19 protein-coding genes, 1 pseudogene and 1 riboswitch are annotated in these 24,755 nt (G+C 34.7%); of the genes and pseudogenes, 4 read left to right on the top strand and 16 right to left on the bottom strand.

Annotation, left to right across the window (positions count from 1 at the left end):
• Position 1 precedes the first annotated feature (1 nt).
• Complete coding sequence (locus NEH74_RS02995) at positions 2-1,360, bottom strand: DUF6930 domain-containing protein (protein ID WP_147614348.1); 1,359 nt, start codon at positions 1,358-1,360, stop codon at positions 2-4.
• 303 nt (positions 1,361-1,663) lie between these two features.
• Here NEH74_RS02995 and NEH74_RS02990 point away from each other — a divergent pair, with 303 nt between their 5' ends.
• Positions 1,664-4,282 carry an FAD-dependent oxidoreductase gene (locus NEH74_RS02990; RefSeq protein WP_055275285.1) on the top strand — a complete coding sequence of 873 codons (2,619 nt, stop codon included), beginning with the start codon at positions 1,664-1,666 and terminating at the stop codon, positions 4,280-4,282.
• 686 nt (positions 4,283-4,968) lie between these two features.
• On the opposite strand, the gene NEH74_RS02985 is transcribed toward NEH74_RS02990, so the two are convergent.
• From NEH74_RS02985 to NEH74_RS02950, 8 genes are all read right to left on the bottom strand, one after another.
• Positions 4,969-6,351 carry a DUF6930 domain-containing protein gene (locus NEH74_RS02985; protein ID WP_055305066.1) on the bottom strand — a complete coding sequence of 461 codons (1,383 nt, stop codon included), beginning with the start codon at positions 6,349-6,351 and terminating at the stop codon, positions 4,969-4,971.
• Between the two features lie 230 nt (positions 6,352-6,581).
• Complete coding sequence (locus NEH74_RS02980; protein WP_055242477.1) at positions 6,582-7,148, bottom strand: DapH/DapD/GlmU-related protein; 567 nt, start codon at positions 7,146-7,148, stop codon at positions 6,582-6,584.
• A gap of 132 nt (positions 7,149-7,280) precedes the next feature.
• Positions 7,281-8,120, bottom strand: a complete 840-nt coding sequence (locus tag NEH74_RS02975) for a prephenate dehydrogenase (RefSeq protein WP_055305065.1) — start codon at positions 8,118-8,120, stop codon at positions 7,281-7,283.
• A 201-nt stretch (positions 8,121-8,321) separates the two neighbouring features.
• The gene (gene adhE / locus NEH74_RS02970; protein ID WP_055305063.1) at positions 8,322-10,982 is read right to left on the bottom strand and encodes a bifunctional acetaldehyde-CoA/alcohol dehydrogenase; all 2,661 of its coding nucleotides are present in this window, start codon (positions 10,980-10,982) and stop codon (positions 8,322-8,324) included.
• Between the two features lie 263 nt (positions 10,983-11,245).
• Positions 11,246-12,781, bottom strand: a complete 1,536-nt coding sequence (guaA, locus tag NEH74_RS02965; protein WP_055242471.1) for a glutamine-hydrolyzing GMP synthase — start codon at positions 12,779-12,781, stop codon at positions 11,246-11,248.
• Between the two features lie 197 nt (positions 12,782-12,978).
• Positions 12,979-14,274 carry an NCS2 family permease gene (locus NEH74_RS02960; RefSeq protein ID WP_055242470.1) on the bottom strand — a complete coding sequence of 432 codons (1,296 nt, stop codon included), beginning with the start codon at positions 14,272-14,274 and terminating at the stop codon, positions 12,979-12,981.
• Positions 14,275-14,484: 210 nt separating this feature from the next.
• A riboswitch (purine riboswitch) is annotated at positions 14,485-14,586 on the bottom strand.
• Positions 14,587-14,779: 193 nt separating this feature from the next.
• On the bottom strand, positions 14,780-15,436 hold the full coding sequence (locus tag NEH74_RS02955) for a VanZ family protein (protein ID WP_055242468.1): 657 nt from the start codon (positions 15,434-15,436) through the stop codon (positions 14,780-14,782).
• A 24-nt stretch (positions 15,437-15,460) separates the two neighbouring features.
• Positions 15,461-15,910, bottom strand: coding sequence for an RDD family protein (locus NEH74_RS02950; protein ID WP_055305076.1), 450 nt, complete (start codon positions 15,908-15,910; stop codon positions 15,461-15,463).
• A 232-nt stretch (positions 15,911-16,142) separates the two neighbouring features.
• Here NEH74_RS02950 and NEH74_RS02945 point away from each other — a divergent pair, with 232 nt between their 5' ends.
• Entirely contained in the window at positions 16,143-17,183 is a 1,041-nt protein-coding gene (locus tag NEH74_RS02945; RefSeq protein ID WP_055242467.1) for a M42 family metallopeptidase, read from the top strand.
• A gap of 33 nt (positions 17,184-17,216) precedes the next feature.
• On the opposite strand, the gene dusB is transcribed toward NEH74_RS02945, so the two are convergent.
• The 3 genes from dusB to NEH74_RS02930 form a co-directional block, all read right to left on the bottom strand.
• On the bottom strand, positions 17,217-18,224 hold the full coding sequence (gene dusB / locus NEH74_RS02940; protein WP_055242465.1) for a tRNA dihydrouridine synthase DusB: 1,008 nt from the start codon (positions 18,222-18,224) through the stop codon (positions 17,217-17,219).
• A gap of 326 nt (positions 18,225-18,550) precedes the next feature.
• A complete protein-coding gene (locus tag NEH74_RS02935; RefSeq protein ID WP_055242464.1) occupies positions 18,551-19,507 on the bottom strand; it encodes a calcium/sodium antiporter in 957 nt (318 codons plus the stop codon).
• A gap of 24 nt (positions 19,508-19,531) precedes the next feature.
• The gene (locus NEH74_RS02930; protein ID WP_055242462.1) at positions 19,532-20,098 is read right to left on the bottom strand and encodes a manganese efflux pump MntP family protein; all 567 of its coding nucleotides are present in this window, start codon (positions 20,096-20,098) and stop codon (positions 19,532-19,534) included.
• Between the two features lie 432 nt (positions 20,099-20,530).
• Between NEH74_RS02930 and NEH74_RS13670 the strand changes: the two are divergent.
• Together NEH74_RS13670 and NEH74_RS02925 are read left to right on the top strand one after the other, a co-directional pair.
• Positions 20,531-20,647: pseudogene (locus tag NEH74_RS13670) on the top strand (hypothetical protein); the annotation flags it as partial.
• A 211-nt stretch (positions 20,648-20,858) separates the two neighbouring features.
• A complete protein-coding gene (locus NEH74_RS02925; protein ID WP_055242520.1) occupies positions 20,859-22,076 on the top strand; it encodes a phosphodiester glycosidase family protein in 1,218 nt (405 codons plus the stop codon).
• Between the two features lie 185 nt (positions 22,077-22,261).
• On the opposite strand, the gene folK is transcribed toward NEH74_RS02925, so the two are convergent.
• From folK to rbr, 4 genes are all read right to left on the bottom strand, one after another.
• Positions 22,262-22,744 (bottom strand): 2-amino-4-hydroxy-6-hydroxymethyldihydropteridine diphosphokinase, encoded by a 483-nt coding sequence (gene folK / locus NEH74_RS02920; protein ID WP_055277645.1) that lies wholly within the window; start codon positions 22,742-22,744, stop codon positions 22,262-22,264.
• Between the two features lie 11 nt (positions 22,745-22,755).
• The gene (gene folB, locus NEH74_RS02915; protein ID WP_055305061.1) at positions 22,756-23,118 is read right to left on the bottom strand and encodes a dihydroneopterin aldolase; all 363 of its coding nucleotides are present in this window, start codon (positions 23,116-23,118) and stop codon (positions 22,756-22,758) included.
• A gap of 15 nt (positions 23,119-23,133) precedes the next feature.
• Entirely contained in the window at positions 23,134-23,973 is an 840-nt protein-coding gene (gene folP / locus NEH74_RS02910; protein ID WP_055305060.1) for a dihydropteroate synthase, read from the bottom strand.
• Between the two features lie 98 nt (positions 23,974-24,071).
• Positions 24,072-24,674, bottom strand: a complete 603-nt coding sequence (gene rbr / locus NEH74_RS02905) for a rubrerythrin (protein ID WP_055277651.1) — start codon at positions 24,672-24,674, stop codon at positions 24,072-24,074.
• Positions 24,675-24,755: the final 81 nt, after the last annotated feature.

Here is a 24,755-nt window from a genome sequence, read left to right as displayed (position 1 = left end):
ATTAAGAATAACTTTCAGTGACACATTTTTGTAAGTGAATATAATTCGGAATGAGTTCTGCTTCTCCAACGACATCTAAATAATGAGTGAGAATATCTGGGACAATCTTTAACTCTTCTTCTGTTAATAAGCCAGGTAAGACCTCTTTACACGCACGTTCCACATTCTGTACACTCCAATGATCTGGCAATTCTTGAAAATGACCTAACATAACAACATGAAATAACTCAACTATATTCGTAAACTGCTGTTTTACCCCTTCTGGTAGATGGCGACTTAAAGCATCACACTCTAAAATATTTTGACAGATTTCCCTACTTGTTAATAAAACTAAATCGATATTTTCTTCAATATCTACTTCCATTGAGGCATCAAATTGCTCTTCAATCTTCATTAAATCACAAACAAAATCTGTGGCTGCCTCTAGCTCTGGAACTTTCATAAGTGGAATTTTTGTTTTATCTGAAAAATCTTTAAACTGTCTTAAAACCGCCTCACAATCCGTGACTAAGCATTGGGGTTTAAACTCTAAATCTTTTATTAATGTATTGGCGAATCGAGATAAAATTGTTTCTTGACTTTCTAAGCTAGGGCTTGACATTTCTGCAAATACTAATTGTTTCGTTTCCTTTTCTAAAATAGCCGTAATCATCGGATAGTATGCTCTTGAATCCCCCTTCTCTTCAATAGGACGAGGCATTAAAAATCGCGCGATTTCAAAAACCATATTCGTACTTGGAAGTTTAGAAATACGATAAGCTGCTAATTCATTTTCATAACGTACCCCTGTCTCTTTCATTTGCTCTAAGAAGACAGATAATGAAATTTTTAACGTTTTCCAATTCCCTTCAAAATCTTGTAACCTCATTAAGACCTGATCATCTTCTAACGTAAATGAAGGCGTTTCTTTAACCAGCTCTGCTAATTCACCCACTTGTTTTAATGCCTGTGTTAAAAAGCGGCACTGCCAACCACCTGTCAGTGAGATTGGGACAAAACCAGCTAAACAATCTCGAAATTGTGCTACAACCTCTCGGTTACGTAACTCTGAAACTCGATTAAACCCCACTGATAAACAAGTCTCTCGAGATAGAAGACTATCGAGTGTTTTATCTTCAATCGTCAATTGGTTAAAGTCAAGCATTTCGATATAATGACGAAGCCCATCAATGCCAAGATAGACTTTTAATCCTCTTTCATCTGATTTATTTCCAATAATGCAGCAAAATCCCATAATATGTGTTTCAGGATCTTCTACCACTAATAACTGGTATTCACTGATCCATTCCCAAGGCTGCAATCTTTCAAATTCATCGGCCGCTTCATATAATGATTTCAATTCTAATTTAGTCGCCTTCACCATTATCTCTCCCTTAATATTATTTTCTATATTATGGTATTTTTTATTTGTTTTTACACATACTAGAAAAATTATTAATGTAAAAATGTAATCAAAGGATAGGCTTAAAATAAAAATGCATCTTTCTTGCGTTATATTTGCTTGTGATTTATTTTATATTTAGAAATAAATTAAAATTCTCACAATATCATAATTGTAAAATCAAGTTATCCTGATAATACTATTTCTTAGGTGAATTAAACGATCCATTAAATATCTATTGCGAGCTAATCTATTTCTTAACTTGACTATTGGAGGGACCATATGATTCAATCTGTATTATTAAAAAATGACGTATATTGGTTAGGTGTCTTAGACCCAAATCTAGATGTCTTTGATATCATCATGGAAACAAAATACGGGACAACTTATAACTCTTATTTAGTAAATACGACTGAAGGAGCTATTTTAGTTGAAACAGTAAAAGAAAAATTCTTTGATTCATACTTACAAAAAATCGAAGAAGCAATCGGTGATTTAAGTCAGATTAAGTATATTATTACCAACCACACTGAGCCTGATCATGCAGGTTCAATTGGACGCTTAGTTAAATTAATTCCTGGTTTAACAGTCATTGGTTCTAAAACAGCCATCACTTATTTAAAAGATATTTTAAATATCAGCTTTAACTATTTAACAGCTGACAGCTTAAAAACATTCACACTTGGAGAGAAAACATTCGATTTTATCCCAGCTCCATTCTTACACTGGCCAGACTCAATGTACACTTACCTCAGTTCAGATAACGTGTTATTCACATGTGATTCCTTCGGATCCCACTATAGTCCAAAACACGGAATTAAGTTATCGGAAGTGCCTGCAAGTGAAGAGGAAGCTTTCCAAGATGCTCTACTTTACTACTACACAGCCATCTTCTCACCATTTAAGCCATACGTAATTAAAGCCATCAACAAAATTAATGATTTAAAATTAGATATGGTTTGTACCGGACATGGCCCAGTCTTAGATACACGTATCGATGAAATCATCGAAACCTATCGTAACTGGTCAACTCCTGCTAAAAAAGAAGGACCTAAAAAAGTGGTCATGCCTTACGTATCAGCTTACGGATATACAGGTGAATTAGCCGAAGCTATTACAAAGGGAATTCATGAAGTCGATCCAACGATTCAAGTCATTCCTTACAACTTAGATATTTTAAATTATCCACAGAAGAAAGATGAAATCTTAGCACACTTTGCAGATGCAGATGGAATCTTACTTGGTACATGTACCATTAACGGAGATGCGCTTCCAATTATTTGGGATTTATCAATCAACTTAAACCCAATCGTTCATGGTGGAAAAATTGTGTCCGCCTTTGGCTCATACGGATGGAGCGGAGAAGGTGTGGATAACATCATGGACCGTTTACACCAACTTCGTATGAAAGTCATCGATGGATTCAAAATCAAATTCCGTGCATCTGAAAGTGAAACACAAGCAGCTATCGATTTCGGTAAATTATTTGCTAACAGCTTATTAACAGGAAAAGTCCCAGCTCGTAAAAAAGAGACAGGAGCCGCTCTAACTGCAGAAGAATTAAATCCAAGTGGTAAAGTTGTATTATGGCGTTGTATCATCTGTGGAGAAGTTTACCCAGGTGTTCTACCACCAGAAGTTTGTCCTGCGTGTGGAGTAGGTTCTGATTTATTCGAAATTTATGAAGAAGAAGTAATCAACTTCAAATCAACAGCTGATGAAAAATTCGTCATTGTTGGTGGTGGAGTTGCTGCTGTGACAGCTGCAAATGCGATTCGTGTTCGTAATGAAGTTGCATCAATCACAATGATTAGTGCAGAATCAAGCTATCCATATTACCGTCCTGCTTTATCAGATTTAATCGTGAAAGATGTTCCAGCTCAGGAGTTTAACTTAAACCCTGAAAATTGGTATACCGAGAATCATATCAACGTTCAATTAAACACGAAAGTAACAGCATTAAATGTAGATGAAAAAGTATTAACGCTTGAAGATGGAAGTACAGTGGCTTACGATAAATTAATCTTAGCAACGGGAACTTCAAACTTCATCCCACCAATCCCTGGCACAGAAGCAGAAGGTATCTTCTCAATTAAATATAAAACTGATGCATTAGCATTACGTAATTATGCAAAAGGTAAACAAAATGCCGTTATCATCGGTGGTGGCGTCTTAGGATTAGAGGCTGCTGATGCATTACAAGAATTAGGATTAAATATCACGGTATTAGAAGTTGCTGATCGTTTAATGCCTCGTCAATTAGATGAATCTACTTCATCATTCATTTCAAACATTTTAGCCGAACGTAAAATTGATGTTCGTACAGGTGTTCAAGTTCAAGAAATCATCAATTCAAATGGTCAAGTTAGTGGCGTAAAATTAGCTGATGAAACAATCAATGCTGATGTGGTTGTGATCAGTGCCGGTGTTCGTGCAAATACACAATTAGCAACGATGGCTAACATTGAAACTAATCATGGGATTGTGGTTAATAATCAAATGCAAACATCAGTGGCTGATATCTATGCTTGTGGGGATGTTGCTGAATTTGAAGGGATTTCAACAAACTTATGGGCACCTGCTATCGATCAAGGTAAGGTTGCTGGTATCAATGCTGTTGGCGATCATGCAGAATTCTCTAATAAGGTGGAGCCATTATCATTAATCGCCTTCGATACAGAAGTCTTCGCAATGGGGACATATCCAACTGAAAATATTGAAGAGTACCAAATCTTATTAGACTCTAATGCAAAAACGGGTCACTTCAAAAAATTATACTTCAAGGAAGATGAACTTGTTTATGGTGTCTTATTCAAAGATATCTCAAAAGCAAGCGTGTTATTAACAGGTGTTCGTAACGGTGACGATTATGCAACAGTTGTTTCAAAATTATATCGTTAATTTAAAAAGGAGCTGTCTCAAAATAGCTATAAATAGTTAAAATTCGTTATAGAGAGCATCTCTTTGAATCATAAGTATTAAAATAACAAAAGGACTCTGTAGTCTACGAAAACATCTTAAATGGGCCGGGGAAAATAATTTCCCCATAAATAGCGAGCAAGCTCGCTAATCATCCCATATTTTGAGTTTTCTTGACCTTAGAGTCCCTTTTTAATACTTATTAAAAAGAATGATGAAGTTTTATTAGTTCTATAAGTTAGGATTCACTGATTACTTTAATTTTTTCTCTAATAAATGACACACTTTTTTGAAACTTTATATATTCATCTTGTACTAAAATCCTCTTCAATGAAGTAGAAATTTCATTTTTGATGATTAATAACCGATGCATTTCTTCTATTAAAATAAATTTGATATGAAAATTTTCATGATTTGAATGAGCCAATTAGTTTCAAAACCGTTGTGCCGCTTTATAGGAGAGAAAATATTTGCTAATCAGGGTATTTATATTATAGAGACCCTCTCTCTTCATATGAAGTGAGAATGGGAAAGATAAAATATCTTTGACGTGAGATGACTAGCGGCTAACCCCGCTAGTTATGCGTGAGTCGCCGACGGAATAAAGATACTAATATCGTCCCATTCTAACTTAAAAGGGGCCATCTCATTTTGAGATAGACCCTTGCTTATTTATAATATTTAGCCAATACATGACTTAAAACAAATGAATTTTTAAATAGTCCAAGCTCTTGTTGGCAATCTAAGTAAGCTTTAATTGATGAACCAATGTACGGTCTATAATCATTTTTGACACTTTCTTCTAAAAGATGAGATTGAAGTAAAGCTTCAAATCCTTCTTTACTCCACTCACCAGGAAGTTCATTAAACTCTTTATATAAAAATAAAACCGAATAAATCCAAATATCTTTCAATGCCGATTTTTGAATAGAAGTTAGCATTTGCCCTAAATCAGTCTCTAACATGACTTCATATGATTGTTCTGCAGCTTGAATAAGGTGTAAAAATGCTTGTTCTTCACCATTTAAATCTCCCATTTGAGTGGATAGAAATGAACTCATAAAAGCATCAGCTGCAACAGTCGGACCTAAATCACAGTCAATGTTCGCTTTCTCACAAAAATCACTAATTAAATCTAATAGTATTTCATCAGATACAATAATTTCACGCGGTCGGAATTGTAATCGAGTCAACATTAAATCCGCTAAACGATCACTGACTAACTCTAACTCTTCGCGAGTTGACTTATAAATTTCACCTGAATAAACTTCCCCACTTTCATGGTTAATAAATGTAGTAAGCAGCGGGAACAATTCACGATTATTTTCTTCATCCCAGAGTGGCGTAGGTAAATAAAATTGACTTCCTTCCATGATGACCGGTTGTTTAGGTAGCTTACTAACTCGATGAGCTTTTAATTCATTTGGATAAATGAAAATCTCTTCTTCACCCAGTAGTTCATCTTCTTCAGTATAGGTAAGTGTCCACTTCCCATTCTGAACACTTATTGTCAAATAAAAGTTTTCACGCAAATCAATTTTTCCTTGATCAAAATCAGTCAGTACTTGTACTAATTGATCTAAGTACATCGTTAATAATCGTACATCTTCATCTGTTTCAAGTAGCCAAGGCTTTGATCCTGGAAACAATCGTCTTAAAATGGGCCACTGAGCTTTTCCTCTAAAACTCATGCCCACTGATTTAATCCGTTCATAGTCCTCTTCAAACAGTTCATCGCGATTCGCATAAAGTAATAGAAATCCCTGTTGGCGATATGAGGACTTAATATAATTCATATCCTCTAATTCTTCAAAATCATAATTTAATGACTCTAAGTAGGCACGCATTCCGGCCTGTCCATGCAAAATATTAATCATTAACGTTCCATCTAAGGGGTCTTGTTCAACCACACAATAGCCCATCATCTTTGTAACCGGATCTTCAATTAAAATAATATCTTGATTGCTCCAAAATTCCCATGGATTTAACTTTCTCAATTTCTTACAAACCTCATACAAACGTGTCCACAACGCTATACTATCTTTGCTCATCATCTGACTCCTTCTCACATGTTTCTTTTATTATAGGTAGATTCTTAAAAAATTAACGCTATTTTTCATGCAAAATAAAAAGCAACTCTATTTTGCAGTCACTTTTCTATCCATCTTAATAAATTTTTGCTTCTATCGTTAATGTGTATAAAGGGCATTTGATAATTTTAAATCTGATATGCTAACGTACATCTCTTTGATACAAGACTGTCTTTAATTAAGGAGTTTTTTCATTCAATCATTTTAATCACTTTAGCTGGTACTCCTGCGACAACGGTATTGGCTAAAACATCTTTTGTTACGACTGCTCCCGCTGCTACAACGGCATTTTCCCCAATTGTAACACCCGGCATAATAGTCGCCGCCGCACCTACCCAAGCATTTTTCTTAATTAAAATTGGGGATGAAATAGTTGAGTGTCGACGATGAGGTTCTAATGGATGATTAATCGTAATTAAATTGACTTTTGGCCCAATTAAAACACCGTCTTCTAATGTAATTCCTCCCCGATCCATAAAGGTACAACAATGATTGATAAAAACATTTTTACCAACCCTAATATTCTTTCCAAAATCAGTATAAAACGGAGGGCGAAGGCGGAACGTTTTCTCAACTTCTATCCCCGTCAATTGAGAAAATAAACGTCTAACCTCCGGTTCTTCATGATACTTATTATTTAATTCAAAAAGAAGTTTTTGTGCCTCATCTATCATTTCACGAATCTTATGATATTCTGGATCCTGATGTGAGATTTCCTCCCCTAATTTATCTCTTTCAAAAATATCCCTTGCTTCCATCCTATTTCCCCCTTTGAATCTCCAATATCCACAGGTTATGATTTTTGAATCTGTCTCTAAATTGATTCAACCCATTTAACCCGGAACACCTTTATTCAAAATAAGTTCAATTTAATCAACTTAGACTCATTCTTACTGATCAAGCTTCTCTCTTCTTTTGGTTGATTTAATAAAGTATTGTTTTAATGTTTCTGCATCATTATCATAGATTGATTTCTTTATTAAATCTAATTCTAATTCAAAACGATTAATAGCGTTTAATAGATGGTCTTTGTTGCCTAAAAAAAGTTCACTCCATAAATCTTCATTAATATTAGCGATTCGAGTTAGCTCTCGATAACTATCCCCGATGAAACTTCCTGTATCTCTTCCTTCTATATCACTATTAATTAAAGCAACTGCCATTGCATGAGGTAATTGAGAGGTAAATCCTATCATTTCATCATGAAAGTCTGGTGTTATTCTTCTTACTTTTTTAAAGCCTATTTCATAAGCTAAATTCTCGATTAATTCAATATTCCTTTCTTGATTTCGAGGGGTTGGTGTAATCAGATAATTAGCTCCTTTAAAAACACGACTTGATGCAAAATCAATCCCTCTTTTTTCTCTTCCTGCCATCGGGTGTCCAAATACAAAATCAACTTCATTAGGTAGTATCTCTAAAATATCATTAATGAACATTCCTTTAACACCTGTTGCATCCGTAATCACACATCCAGGTTTAAAGTTATCTCTATTGCTCTGTATGAATGATTTCACTAACTTAGGATAAATAGACAAAATAATTAAATCAGCTTGCTTCAAAAATAACTCACCTGTTACCGATCCATCCTTAATTAACCCCATCTGTTTAGCTTTTTCTAGCGTCTGTTTATTCGTATCTATTCCATAAACTTGTTGATAACTCGCTTCCTTAAGAGCCATCGCAAACGAACCACCAATGACCCCTAAACCTACAACCACAATATTCATCCCAAGATTCCTCCTTTTTAAAATTTACTTCCTAAATTAGGTCAATCTCACTCCATCCTCCATGGTAACGTTTATTATCATTCCCATCTCTTTACAAATAAACTTCCATCACCATATTTCATTATATGGACAATGTTTTAATCGATATTCCTTTATAACTCTAACAAAAAAGAGCCTTTCGGCTCTTTTTATTAATGTTTATTAAAACTTACTTTCATAATCATAGATTACTCGTAAGATAGCTTCCATATCATGTACCATTGGCATTCTAGGGTTAGCTGGTGTACATTGATCTTCATATGCATTCATGGCCATACGATGAACAGATTCTTCCCAAGCTTCTTGATCAATACCTTGCGATTTGATATTAGCAGGAACTCCAACCTTTTTGCATAATTCTTCGCAAGCGTCCGCGAACATTGCAACACCTTCCGCTGGTGTTTGAGGATTTAATCCAATTAATTGAGCAAGTTCCATGTATTTCACATCTGCTTTATAGTTTTCAATTTTAGGCCAAATATTTAATTTTGTTGGAATCGTTCCATTATATCGAATGACGTGTGGCAATAAAATTCCGTTAGTACGTCCATGCGGTACATGCCACTCTCCACCAATTTTATGAGCTAATGAGTGGTTCATTCCTAAAAAGGCGTTTGCAAACGCCATCCCAGCGATTGTCCCAGCATTATGCATTTTTTCTCTTGCCTCTGGATCATTTTTACCATTTTTCACCGATCGCTCTAAGTAATCAAAAACTAATTTGACAGCTTGTTTTGCCAATCCATCTGTAAAATCAGAAGCCAAAATTGAGACATAAGCTTCAATGGCATGCGTTAAGACGTCAATTCCTGTATCCGCAGCAATTGAGGCTGGCATACTCATAGCGAACTCTGGATCAACAATCGCAACGGTTGGTGTTAAAGAATAATCAGTTAATGGATATTTCTTATTCTCTTGTTTATCGGTAATAACTGCAAAAGGTGTAACCTCTGATCCGGTTCCGGATGTCGTTGGAATACAAATTAATCGGGCTTTCTTTCCTAACTCAGGAAATTTAAATGCACGTTTTCTAATATCCATAAACTTTTGTTTAATATCATCAAAATTCACTTCAGGATGTTCATACATAAGCCACATAACTTTTGCAGCATCCATTGAAGATCCACCACCTAATGCAATAATCACATCCGGTTGAAATTTTCTCATTAATTCAACACCTGCATTAACGGTTTCAATACTTGGATCCGGTTCGACATCAAAGAATAGTTCTACATTAACTTTATTACGTCGTCTTTTAATCACATCTTCAATTTTATCCACATATCCCAGATTGTACATTCCTCGATCGGTTACAATCATGGCCTTCTCCATTTCTTTCATATCTCTTAAATAACGAATTGAATTTCGTTCAAAGTAGATTTTTGGAGGAAGCTTCATCCATTGCATATTATTGTTACGTCTTCCGATACGTTTAATATTTAATAAGTTGATTGCACTAACGTTATTAGAAACTGAATTGTGACCGTAAGAACCACAACCGAGTGTTAATGAAGGAATAAAGGCATTATAAACCGAACCAATTCCACCAAATGTCGATGGGGCATTTTCAATGACACGAATCGCTTTACATTTTAAACCGAATTCAATTGAAATCTCATGATTTTGAGTGTGAATCGCAGCTGAATGTCCTAATCCATTAAAAGCTACCATGGCCGCTGATTTAGCAATTCCATCTTCCGTCGATGTTGCTTTTAAAACAGCTAAGACTGGGGATAATTTTTCTCTTGTTAATGGTTCATTTGGTCCAACCTCTTCACATTCAGCACAAATAATTTGAGTGTCGTCTGGAACAACGAATCCTGCTTGCTCAGCAATCCATGTCGCAGGTTTACCAACAATAGCTGGATTTAATCGAGCTTCGTTGACTTTATCACTATAAGCAGTACATCCAAACATGTATGTTTCTAATTTAGCTTTTTCTTCATGATTTGCAAAATACACTTTGAAACGGCTCATTTCTACTTTAAATGCATCATAGATTTCTTGATCAACAATAGCCGCTTGTTCAGAGGCACAAATCATCCCATTATCGAATGATTTAGATAATACGATATCATTAACTGCTCGTTTTAAGACACAAGATTTTTCAACATAAGCCGGAACGTTACCTGCACCTACCCCTAAAGCTGGTTTTCCACATGAATAAGCCGCCTTCACCATTGCATTACCACCTGTTGCTAAAATTGTTGCAACACCTGAGTGGTTCATTAAAGCATTTGTCGCATACATTGAGCGCATTCCTAACCATTGAATACAGTTATCAGGTGCTCCAGCTGCAATAGCTGCATCTCTAATGACCTTTGCCGCTTGTACCGAACACTCATATGCCGATGGATGGAAAGAGAAAATAATTGGATTTCTTGTTTTTAAAGCAATTAATGATTTAAAGATAACGGTTGAAGTTGGATTTGTTGTTGGAATAATTCCACAAATAACACCAACTGGTTCAGCAATTTCAGTAATTCCAGTTAGGGGATCTTCATTAATAATCCCTACCGTTTTTAAGTGACGAAGGTTATTTGTCACATATTCACAGGCAAATAAATTTTTAACAGCTTTATCTTCAAAGACTCCTCGTCCTGTTTCATTCACTGCTGCTTCCGCTAAAACCCCATGTTGATCAAGTCCTGCAACCGAGCATTTTGCTACAATATAATCCACAGCCTCTTGATCAAACGATTCAAATTTTTCTAAAGCAGCTAACGCATTTTGAACTAATTCATCTACATGAGCATCAATCTGTTCATTTGTCCATTCTTGAACTGGCTTCACTTCTTGTTCTACTTTGTTTTGTTCACTCATCTTTTAAAATCTCTCTCCTGTCTTTTTAGTTTATACACGCTAGATATATTAAAAAATGAGAGCCATTATTCCAACTTCAATAAATTCAATTCACTGCTATTGAAAATTCTAGTAACTAAAGACAAAATCCGCTATCGATTGAATAATAAACATGATACTTTTAATGACTTATGCTCAAAAGTAACTCTTTCGTGTCTAACTTATCTATTCCTAAAATGTTATTTATAAAACTATAAAAAAAGAGCCTTTCGGCTCTTTTTTGATTATTCCCACTCGATTGTTGCAGGCGGTTTTGATGTAATGTCATACACTACGCGGTTAACGTGTGCCACTTCATTTACGATACGAACTGAGATTTTCTCTAATACTTCAAATGGGATACGTGCCCAGTCAGAAGTCATTCCATCGATTGAAGTTACGGCGCGAACAACGACTGTGTAATCATAAGTACGCTCATCGCCCATAACACCCACTGATTTGATGTTTGGTAAAGCTGTGAAGTATTGCCATACGTCGCGCTCTAATCCCGCTTTTTTGATTTCTTCACGTAAGATGAAGTCTGAATCACGAACGATTTCTAATTTCTCTTCTGTGACTTCTCCTAAAACGCGAATTCCTAATCCTGGTCCTGGGAAAGGTTGACGGAAGACAATTTCTTCAGGTAAACCAAGTTCTAATCCTAATTGACGAACTTCGTCTTTGAATAATGTGTTTAATGGTTCGATTAACTCAAATTCCATATCTTCTGGTAATCCACCTACGTTATGGTGAGATTTAATTGTTTGAGCTGTATCTGTACCCGATTCGATAATATCTGTATATAAAGTTCCTTGTGCTAAGAACTTCATGTCTTTTAATTTAGCTGATTCTTCATCGAAGCAGTAAACAAATTCGTTTCCGATGATTTTACGTTTTTGTTCTGGATCAGAAACTCCTTTTAATTTACTTAAGAAGCGCTCTTGTGCATCGATTTTGATGAAGTTCATATTGAATTTTCCATCAAATGTTTCAACAACACTTTCAGCCTCTCCTTTACGAAGTAATCCATGATCAACGAACATACATGTTAATTGATCCCCAATTGCGCGGTGAATTAATGCTGCAACTACTGATGAGTCTACTCCCCCACTTAACGCACATAATACATTGTCGTTTCCAACTTGTGCACGAATTTTTTCTACTTGGTCTTCAATGAAGTTTTTCATTGACCAGTTTGCTTGTGCACCACATACGTTAAAGATAAAGTTACGTAACATTTCTGTTCCATGTACTGAGTGTTGAACCTCAGGATGGAATTGTACTAAGTAAATATTGCGCTCTTCACATGAAGCTGCAGCAATTGGACAAGAGTCACTACTTGCATCAACAACAAATCCTTCTGGTAAGTTTGTTACATGGTAACCATGGCTCATCCATACGACTTGCTCTTCTGGTGTTCCTTGGAATAACTTGCTGTTATTCTTAATTGTAATTTCAGCTTTTCCATATTCACGTTGCTCTGCACGTTCAACAGTTCCACCATGCATATGAGTTGTTAATTGCATCCCATAGCAAATACCTAAAATCGGTAATCCTAAGTTAAAAATTTCAGGGTCTACTGTAAAAGCACCTTCTTGAGTGACACTGTTTGGACTTCCACTGAAGATAATTCCTTTTACATTAGACATTTTTTTGATGTCTTCAGCTGTTAATTTATGTGATTTTAATTCACTGTATACTCCAAATTCGCGAATACGTCGCGCGATTAATTGATTGTACTGACTACCAAAGTCAAGAACAATAACTTGATCATGTTGCATGCCTTTCACCTCTTTTTACTAGTATGACTATTACAATAAAAATTTATAGGTCATCACCCTAAAAATTTCTTATTACGATTATATAGTAAAAAATGAACTTTCGCCATCAAAATTAAGACAAAACGTTCACTTTTACTACTAATTACGACAAGATACCACTTTTAAATCTCCCAAATTTAAAAGTACCCAAAACGAAATTACGCTAATACGAAATGGATTAAGAAGATAACTGATAATACCCACATCACTGGATGAATTTCTTTTTCACGGCGTGCAGCTACCATCATAATTGGATATAATAAGAACCCAGATGCAATCCCTTCTGCGATTGAATATCCTAAGACCATCATAATGATTGTTACAAAGGCTGGAATTGATGTCTCTAAGTTCTTCCATTCAATATCTCCTAAAGAAGATGCCATTAAAATTCCGACTGTAATTAGTGCTGGTGCTGTTACTGCTGATGTAACAACTGATAATAATCCTGAACAGAATAACATCACTAAGAAACATAATGCTGTAAACACAGAAGTTAATCCTGTACGTCCACCTGCTTCAACTCCTGTTAATGATTCAACGAATGAAGTTGTTGAAGATGTTCCTAATACTGATCCAATAACTGTTGCAGTTGAGTCGGCTAATAATGCTTTATCTCCATCAACTAAATGACCTTTTTCATTGACTAATCCAGCACGAGAACCAACTGCCATTAATGTTCCTGCTGTATCGAAGAAATCAACAAATAAGAATGAGAAAATAACTGGAATCATTTCTGCTGTAAAAATTGATGGTAATGCTTCAAATAATGCTCCGAATGTTGGCTTTAAAGATGGAATTGGAGCAATAATTTGTGTTGGTAAATCAACAACTCCTAAAAAGATTCCTACAACAGCTGTCACAATCATACCGATAAAGATCGCTGCCGGTGTTTTACGAACTAATAAAATTAAAGTTACAATTAAACCGATAACTGTAATTAAAACGTTAGGATCTGTGAAGTTACCGATTCCGACTAGCGTTGCATCATTATTCACAATAATTCCTGAGTTTTGGAATCCTAAGAATGCAATAAAGAACCCAATCCCTGTTCCAACCGCATGTTTTAATGACGTTGGAATACTGTTAATGATTAACTCACGTAATCCTGTTGCTGATAAAATAATAAATAAAATTCCTGAAACAAAAATCCCTGCTAATGCTTGTTGCCAGCTATATCCCATCATTAAGACAACTGTATAAGCGAAGAAAGCATTCATTCCCATACCTGGTGCTAATGCCACTGGGAAATTTGCATAAAGTCCCATAATTAATGTACCCACAGCAGCTGCTAAAATCGTTGCAGTGAATACCGCTCCTGTATCCATCCCCGATGCTCCAAGCGTGTTTGGATTAACAAAGATGATGTAAGCCATTGATAAGAATGTTGTCAATCCGGCGATAAACTCTCTTGAAACCGTTGTACCACGCTCTTCTAGTTTGAAGAATTTGTTCATATAGGTTACTCCTCCTAATTGTTCATTCTTCTCTCGACTGTTTGTTTAAACAACTATAATGACCATGAATTATCTAAATTCCTACTCCCAATAGTTAGATATGAAATGGCCTTCTCCCATGATCATCATTTAAACAAAAAAAGACTTTCAGCAATTAGTACTGAAAGTCCCCACAGTGGAATGATTAAACCAGATAAACCTTGACCTGTTTATCTAGCAATTGCCACCCGTAGTCTACTCATTTACGGTGAGTAGGTAGAGACTTTCGGACCTTATTTCCGATAATATACGAGAGAAAAGATTAAATTTACTACTTAACTATAAAATCAATTAAGAAAAAAGTCAATGTAATTTCCACAAATTGTTTACATAAAATAAATAAAATCAAGCTAAAATGAAAATAACAAAAAGTTTTTTCATTAATCATTCAATATATTCTAACAAAGTATCACATGATTTCTCAAAAAATACTAAATTTCACCGATAAAAAAAGACTCCTGATTAATCAGCGAGCCTTTCGATAAAAGAATTGTATAAATTTTATGGTAATCAAAAAAAATCCTCTAACAATAGTAAACACCAAAAATCCAAAAATGACTCCTAGTGTATTCATCATCAAGTCATCAACATTAAATCCCCGATACGCATATCCTGTAACAAAATCGTAAGACAACTGGATCAATTCAATGGATAATGAAATAAAAAATCCAATGAGTATCATTCGTAAGAATCCCCAATCCCTTTTCTTAAATAATATAGGGCAATAAAAACTTAGGGGCATCAACATCAAGAAATTTCCGACTGTTGTAATATGAAAAAGATTTCCCCATTTCATAAAATCAAATAGCTGTAAATTATGTCTACGCTCCACAAGGATTCCACATTTTACTTGTTGTTTAAGCAATTCAATATATGTTTCATTAATTGGAATTGGAAAAAAAGCTAATCGAATCACATTTAACACATAAAAAATGAAGCTTGAGACAATCATAAACTGAAGTAATGACTTATTCACTGACCTCTGATGATATATAAACATAAACACTAATGTCAAAATGACTGTCATCAAAAAGCTAAAATGAATGACGGATGTTTTCTCGAGTGCAGTTACTTGATCGGCTAACTCAGATAAATTCCGACAGTCAGATAACTCCCAGTTCATAATGTCCACCTCTTTTTATCATTTTTATTTTACATGTACGACTTTCGTCTTAACTAGCATATCGTGTAACGCACGTAATTCTTGCTTACGAATGCATTGATATGTTAATAAAATCCCATTAAATAATACAATAACTCCTTGTATCAATGATGACAATAAGAACTTCACAACGAAATCACGTTGAAAATACTGTTTTGGTGTTAAATCATTTCCATCTAATGTAACTACTTTAATTTTTAATAATTTTTTACCAATTGTTTGTCCTGGCATTTTAACTGGAATATAAACAAAGTAAATCCACACATAAAATAATTGCAAAGCAACCATCATACCTAGTCCACTTAAGCTTAATGGATTATTCCCACTAGCCTGTAATGAAGTCATAATAAAACTAAAGTTCCCAAAAAAGATTAAAGCTAATAATAATGCATCCACTATAAACGCAGTCCCACGTCTTAATAACATATTAAACATTTCTATTCTTCCCTTCTCAATCATAATAAATTTCACTTTCGTTGATGTAAACTAATACTGTTTCATTATACATGAGATAAGAAAGCGTGTAAATTAAGCGCTCATATCTTTTAGCTTCTACCTATCTTTTATGCAGTAATATAGTGTAAATATTCCATATTATAGTATAATACTCTTAATAGCAGAATCTATACGGCTATTAAGAAAATCATTCGGAAAAGGGGAATTTTTTATGTCATTCGATTATTCATATTTTTATGAATTAGCTAAAGACATTTTGACAACACCAAGCCCTAGTGGCTACACACATATCGTAATCGATAAAATTAAAAATTATGCTGATGAATTAGGTCTGAAAAGCTTTAAAACGAATAAAGGAAATCTAATCGTTGAATTTGAGGGTGAAGATTCAAACAAAACTTTAGCTTTATCTGCTCATGTGGATACACTAGGTTTAATGGTTCGCTCAATCAATAGTGATGGAACATTAGCTATCACTTCAATTGGTGGGAATCAAATGATGACCTTACAAGGGGAATATTGTAAAGTTCATACACGCGACCAAAAGACATATACAGGAACAATTTTAAGCACTTCCCCATCTTCGCATGTTTATGAAGATTGTGCCCGTAAAGGTCAAACAGCTGATGAATTAATGATTCGCTTAGACGAAGTCGTTCATAGCAAAGATGATGCACTAGCTCTTGGGATTCAAAATGGTGATTTTATTTCTATTGATCCTAAAACAACTATCACGGACAGCGGATTTATTAAATCACGTCATATTGATGATAAAATTAGCGTCTCAATTATCTTTACTGTTTTTAAATATTTATTAGAAAACAACAAAAAACCAAACTACAATATCAAATTTATTATTTCAACATATGAAGAAATCGGACATGGTGCCGCACACTTACCAAATAGTATCGATCGTATGATTGCCGTTGACATGGGATGTATCGGAAAAGATTTATCATGTACAGAATATGATGTTTCAATCTGTGCGAAAGATTCATCAGGACCTTACGACTATCAAATGGTATCTGAATTAATTGAATTATCTAAAAAATATGACTTAGGTTATGCGGTCGATGTTTATCCATTCTACGGTTCAGATGCCTCGGCTGCTCTTCGTGCTGGGCATGATATTCAAGCTGCATTAATTGGACCAGGTGTTCATGCCTCACACGGTGTAGAACGTACACATATTGATGGATGTACGAATACGATGAAATTATTGCATGCTTATTTAACAGAAATTAAATTTTAATCCATAAAGAAAGGAGCCTAACGGCTCCTTTTACTATTCAACAACTAAACGTGCTGATTTATCTCCATTTAAATACGCTTGATAACGATTAATAATATCCATCATTTCTTCACGTGTTTTAACCGTTGTTACCATACGTTTAACATGAGTTGCCCCATCTAGTCCTTTGATGTACCATGCCATGTGTGAACGCATTTCAAGTAACGCTACTTTTTCACATTTTAAATCAATTAGACGATCCATATGATCCACTGCTAAGCGTAATTTTTCTTCAGCTGATGGTTCTGCGATTAATTCATCTGTTTTTAAGTAATGAACGATTTGTTTCATTAACCATGGGTTACCTAAAGCGGCACGACCAATCATGATTCCATCCACACCTGATTCTTCTAACACTTTTTTCGCAAATTCAGGTGAATTGATATCTCCATTTCCGATTACCGGAATAGTTTTGATTGCATCCTTAACATCTTTGATAATTCCCCAATCAGCTTTTCCTTCATACATTTGAGAACGTGTACGGCCATGAACAGCAATGGCACTTGCACCTGCTTGCTCAATCTTAAGTGCATTTTCTACTGCATAAATGTGCTCTTTGTCCCATCCAGTACGCATTTTTACCGTAACAGGCTTTTTACATACATCAACGACACTTGCGACAATGTCATAAATTTTATCTGGTTCCAATAATAAACGAGCTCCCGCTTCATTTTTAGTGACTTTTGGAACTGGGCATCCCATATTAATATCAATGATATCGCAATCGCAATTTGCATCAACATATTTAGCTGCCTCAACGAATGTTTCTTTATCTGCACCAAAAATTTGCATTGATAATGGACGTTCTGCTGGGTCAACATAAAGCATATCTAATGTTTTTTTATTTTGATAAACAACAGCTTTATCACTAACCATCTCAGCATAAATTAAACCTGTTCCCATTTCTTTAACAATCGTACGGAACGCTGCATTACAAACACCTGCCATCGGCGCTAAAACAACTGGGTTATCAATTTCAATCTCACGAATTTTCCAAGTCATATTTTCACCACTTTCTTTTTAATTCTCATTCATCTATATATCAATCAAAATTATTTCGACACAAAATCTCAAATCATCATTATACCTTATCCCATTGAAAACTTCAAGCCAAGCAACTTTCTCAATCCTTTTTGAAATATTACCTAGGTAATATTTTTTATTGAGATCTATTTTAAAAAAGTGTTTATATTTCTTTAAAACATACTAATTTATTTAAATTGTCGCTCCATCACTTCAAAATATAGCAGTTATTCATATCCATGTTTTGAAACCTCAACCTTTATCTCAAACACACTCAAAATAAAAAAGAGAGTCTCACTCTCTTTTTATCCTTTCCAAATAACAAATGCCATGTATGCTACATAAAGCAACACTAAGAAGGCACCCTCTGGTTTATTAATTTTACGTTTTGAAGCCGCAAATCCATAAGTAATGAATGACGCTGCTAACATAATGAACATATCAAAGAAGACGGCATTATTAATTGTGATTTCATGAATAAATGATGAAATACCTAATACGAAGAAAATATTAAAGATATTCGATCCAATTACGTTACCAAGGGCAATGTCACTTTCACCTTTACGAGCTGCCACAATTGATGTGACTAGCTCTGGAAGTGAAGTTCCCACTGCTACAATTGTTAATCCGACCATACTTTGACTCATTCCAAAGGTAATGGCAATATCAGAAGCAGCATCAACTACCCAGTCACCACCTAAAACAATTCCAACAATTCCGACTAAACATAATCCAATACTTTTTGGCATTGAGTACGTTTTAATCTCTTCTTCCTCATCCGTACCATTTTTACGAGAGGTTAAGGCTAATTCAATTAGATAGTACATAAAGATTCCAAGTAACACTAATAACATAATTCCATCTGCACGTGTTAAGACGTTATCGGGATAATTATGATATTTTGAATCATATCCTAAAACGATAAGAACGAAAGCCCCCATAATTGCAAATGGAAACTCCTTCGCAATAATGGAACGTTTAACATTTAAGGGGCAAATAAAGGCGGCTACTCCAACAACAACTAATAAATTGAAAATATTCGATCCAACAACATTCCCAACTGTAATATCATTTGCACCTGCAAATGCTCCTGTAATACTAACTGCTGCTTCTGGGGCACTTGTACCAAATGCCACAATGGTTAATCCAATAATTAAACTAGGAATTTTCAATGATTTTGCAATTGAAGACGCGCCATCTACGAACCAATCCGCACCTTTAATTAATAAAATGAAACCAATAACCAAGATAATATAACTCATTTATTTCACATCCTTTATTAAATTTTATCCTAGGATTGTATTTTGTAAGAAAATACTCAGACCAATAATAATTAAAATAATACCTCCGACAATCTCGGCATAATTTTTTAAATATTTTCCAACTTTGTTTCCAAGCACGACTCCAGCATAACTAATGACAAACGTAATTCCTCCAATTAAAGTGATCGCCCAAAGAATATTCACATTTAAAAAGGCAAACGTCACTCCAACTGCTAATGCATCAATACTCGTTGCAATGGCCAAAATCATTAAAGATTTCGTACTTAATGGATTGCCCTCTTCAAACTCATCCTCATCATCTTGAAAAGACTCATATAACATCTTTCCACCAATAGCACATAATAAAATTAAAGCAATCCATGGTGTAAAGGCATGAATATATTTTTCAAAACTTTGTCCACATGCCCATCCAATAAACGGCATTAGTGCCTGAAAACCACCAAAGAATAATGCAACTTTCGCTGCTTGGTGAGGTTTAGCTTCTTTCAAACTAATCCCTTTTGCGATAGCTACGGTAAAAGCATCCATCGCTAAACTAATCGCAACAAAGACCAATGTAATAAGCCCCATAAGTGACCTCCTATTTAATTTTTTCATTTAAGCTGAGAAAAGTACGCAATAAAAAAACGAGAATCTTACATAACAAAAAAAGCTGTTATGTATGAGTCTCGTTATTTAATATTAAGCCAGAAACTAAGTTCGCGGTTGTTGACTTAATCACATCAAAGATGCCAACTACTCCCTCATCATTAAATGAGTTATTTAATTATAACGAGATTATTATACTATATTTAGATTTTATAAATCAAGAAAATTATACCAATATCTAAAGAGACTATTCTTAGTATTTACAAAAATATCAATTTTAACACACTAATTCACAGATTCTGCTATATCTATGCCATGAATGGGTGATCAAGCTTGAACGACTTCAATCTAAACTTATTATAGGGAAATTTTAATATGAATGAAACAACTACTTGAACATGTAAATTTAGAAATTCACAAGGTCAATTACGTTCAATTAATATCCATAGTCTAGCTGATGACTTATCATCTGAAAAAATCACTAACTTTATGCCATATGTCATTGATAGTAAGGTCTTAGTTATTAACTAGGGCTAACCTAATTTAAAGTTCATCAGTATCATAGTCGCTTCAGTTACTAGAATATTAGTTTAGACTAGCAAGTAAAAGCCTCCATTCTTTTGATGAGGGCTTTTTAATTTATCTAAAATCTTATGACTTCTTTACAACTCAAACGACGTAAATCCAACTTTTTCGTCGCCTTCACAGTGTATAATGAGAAAATCATATGGAGGTGAATGCTGTGAGCCGTTATCAAAATAAACAAAAAAAGATTTGGTTTAATATTATCACACTTAATATTTTAACTTTAATTATTGGGGGATGCGCGTACTATTATTACGAAACAAGCACACTCATTAAATCATTAAATACTAAAATTGAGCAACAAAATCAAACAATTGATCAACAACATCATGCCCAAACAGCATTAATTGATGCCAATCATTCGCTACAACAACAACTAGAAGAGGCCCTACAAACAAAACTAACATTAGAAGATGAAAATACATCTCAAGAAGATCAACTTGTAGCATTAACTGAGCAAAATGAGCAACTCAATCAGAATATTAGTAGCTTGAGCAGTCAGTTAGATGAACTAACTAAATTAAACGAACAATATATCGCCGAACGACCACTCAGTGTTATAGATCTTGAAACAAAATATCGAAAACTTCTTGGAGAGGCACAAACTAAAGCGAGCGAACTAGAGACAGCAAAAAATGAAGTTCAAAAAGAACATGATAAAATCCAAAACTATTATAATGAAATTAACGAACATTTTTATATTAAAGATGATTTAAAAGTAAAACTTGTTGAAACAAGAACGGAAAATCAGCATTATTGGGTCACTGAAGTGATTTCGTCTGATACCACTCCTCTAAAAGGGGCGATGGCCAATGATACGTACAATGGAAATCGGGAGACTATCTCCTCTATGGCCAATCGTTTAAATGCCGTACTTGCCATTAACGCCTCAGGCTTTTATGCTAAAACAAATAAACCGATGGGAACTGTCGTTCGCAACGGAGAACTTATTAGCCTTGACTCTGCCTATACAGAGGAAATTTTATCTTTACAATCAGATGGCAATTTAAATTTTACAACTGTTAATACAGAAGAAGAATTTAATTCCGGTGATATTGAGCAAACCTTTACTTTTGGTCCTATTCTTATTCGAGATGGACAAGCTACTCAGTTAAGTGATAAAAGTCGTCATCCAAGAACCGCAATTGGTCAACTCAATGATAATCGATATGTGATTGTTGTTGTTGAAGGGCGAATGGAAGGTGCGGATGGAATGACCTTAAATGAACTTCAACAAATTTTTTTAAATCTCGGATGCAAAACTGCCTATAACTTAGATGGTGGTGGATCGACTAGCCTTTACTTCCAAGGAAAATTAATTAACACTCCCTCTGATGGAAGTGAGCGCTCAGTGGTCGATATGATTTATTTCTAAAAGAACTTTCTCATAAATGAAAGTTCTTTTTTTACATAACTCCATTTCTTTACTAAATAACAATCATCTGTATAAATAAAATAAAGTCTCCACCCATGTAAGTGATGAATTAAGAACATCTCTTTTACATAGAAAATTGGACTGTTTAAGTCAAAAACACAAAAAAAGAAGCCTTGGCTTCCTTTTTATTTTGATGAAATAATTTTTAAGGCTTCTTGATTAAAATTTTGTGCCCAATCTTGTACCTTTTTTTCTTTAACAACTAACTGTGGACAAATCTCTGCTAGTGGAATCATCACAAAATCACGTTCTGTCATATATGGATGTGGCACGATTAAACGTTCACACTCAATGGCCTCATCATTATAAATTAAAATATCCACATCGATCACACGAGGTCCCCACTTAAACTCACGTACACGTCCCAGCTCATTTTCAATCTGTTGACAAACATCCAATAGTTCAATTGGAGCTAACGTCGTTTCAATTTCAACAACCAAATTCATAAAAATATCTTGATCAACATATCCCCATGGGACTGTTTCATACAAAGATGATAACGTCGTAATCATTATTTGTTCGTGATGATTTAGTATTTGAATCGCATCATACAAATAACGCTTTTTATCTCCCATGTTTGAACCTAGTCCTAAATAGGCTTTATTCATTGTCATCGCTCCTAACGTGTCACTGTTAAACTAACAGCAGCTGTGCCATTAAAGTTTGCGATGGGTGGTTGCATTTTACGAACCTCAACTTTTACTTTCTCAACTGATGGATAAGTTTCAATTAACTTATTTCCAATACGATAAGCTAACGTTTCTAATAGATCAACATGTTCACCATACATCACATCTTCAACTAAAGCATACGCATCCGCGTAATTAATCGTTAAATTTAACGCATCAACTGCTCCTGCTTTTGCGACACAATCTGTTGTCATCCATACATCCACTTTAAATTTTTGATCAAATTCATATTCATGTGGACAAGCCCCATGGCGTGTAATAAAAATCATATCATTCAACATAATTTTTCCCATATTTATATCCTCACTTTATACATAATTTAAAAGGGTTTGCATCACTTTTGCTGCCCGCGAATTTTCAAGTACATCATGTACACGCACAATTTCAACTTCTTGACTCACAGCAAAGCAAGTAGCTGCCATTGTACCTTCCGTACGATTGTTAACATCAAGCCCGCCAAGTAAATGTCCAATCGATCCTTTCTTACTTACACCAAGTAAAATTGGATACCCTAGGTCATGTAATTCGGAAACTCGTTGCATTAATTCAATATTACCCTCAACAGTTTTAGCAAAACCAATTCCTGGATCAATAATAATTTTATCGTCTGGTACTCCAGCTACTTTCACTAGATCAATACACTCTTTCAGCTCAGCTTTCACTGTATCAACAATATCTTCATATTCTGTTAATTCACCACTAATCGTAGTGATACAATTTGTTTCATTTAAATTCGGCTTACGATTGTGCATTAAAATAACATAAGCACCACTTTGAGCCATAACTTCTGGCATTAATGGATCAAACTTAGCACCACCAATATCGTTAATAATTGTCGCTCCCACTTCAACCGCTTGTCTTGCCACTTCTGCTTTATAAGTGTCTACTGAAATGGGCACATCAATTTCACTCGCTAATCGTTTAATAACAGGAATTACACGCGCTAACTCTTCTTCAAGTTCTACAATAGTTGAACCCGGACGTGTCGATTCACCACCGACATCAATAATATCGGCCCCATCTGCTACCATTTGTTTAGCTCGAGCCACAATCTCATCTAAATCTTGATAACTTCCTCCATCTGAGAAACTATCTGGGGTAGTGTTTAATATTCCCATAATTAATGTCTTTTTTTCACTTGGCCACATCATAATCCCTCATTTTTCATCAATATCCATAACTTAGTATAAGTATAATTCATCTTTTTCATGAAGTAAATAAAGAAAAAGCATCGATTACTCGATGCCTATTTTTGTTCAGTTAGCTCTTCTCCATGTACTTTGAAATATCCCTTTGGATGCTTACAAACTGGACAGATAGTCGGTGCTGCTACTCCATAATGAATATGCCCACAAACTTGACACTCCCAGGCAACGGGAGTTGCCTTTTTAAACATCGTGTCATCCTCTAACTCTTTGGCTAATTTCGCAAATCGTTTACTATGTATTTCCTCAATTTTAGCAATCATATTAAATGAAGCTGCAATTTGATTAAATCCTTCTTCTTTTGCCACTCTAGCAAACGTAGGATAAACTTGTTCATGTTCATGACTTTCGGCAGCGACAGATGCTAATAAGTTTTTCACCGTATTTTCTTGATATAAATCAACAGGATAAGCCGCATCAATCTCAATTTCTTCTCCATTGAACTCTTCAGCTAAATACTCAAAAAAGATTTTTCCATGCATACGTTCCTGTTCAGCGGTATAGTTAAAAACATCCGCTACTAATGGATAACCTTGTTTTTGTGCAATCCCTGCATAAAATGTATATCGGTTTCTAGCCTGCGATTCTCCCGCGAATGCTCTCATTAAATTTTTATGTGTTTCAGTCCCTTTTAAAGATGCCATATTCCCAACCTCCGTTAATCTGAATGATAATTTTATTGTGGGAGGTTCAAAAAAGATTATTCAAAAAAATTCAAACTTTAA

It is taken from the genome of Turicibacter sp. GALT-G1, from assembly GCF_025594995.1.
Taxonomy (GTDB): domain Bacteria; phylum Bacillota_I; class Bacilli_A; order MOL361; family Turicibacteraceae; genus Turicibacter; species Turicibacter bilis.
This window is presented reverse-complemented; position numbering and strand designations above follow the sequence as displayed.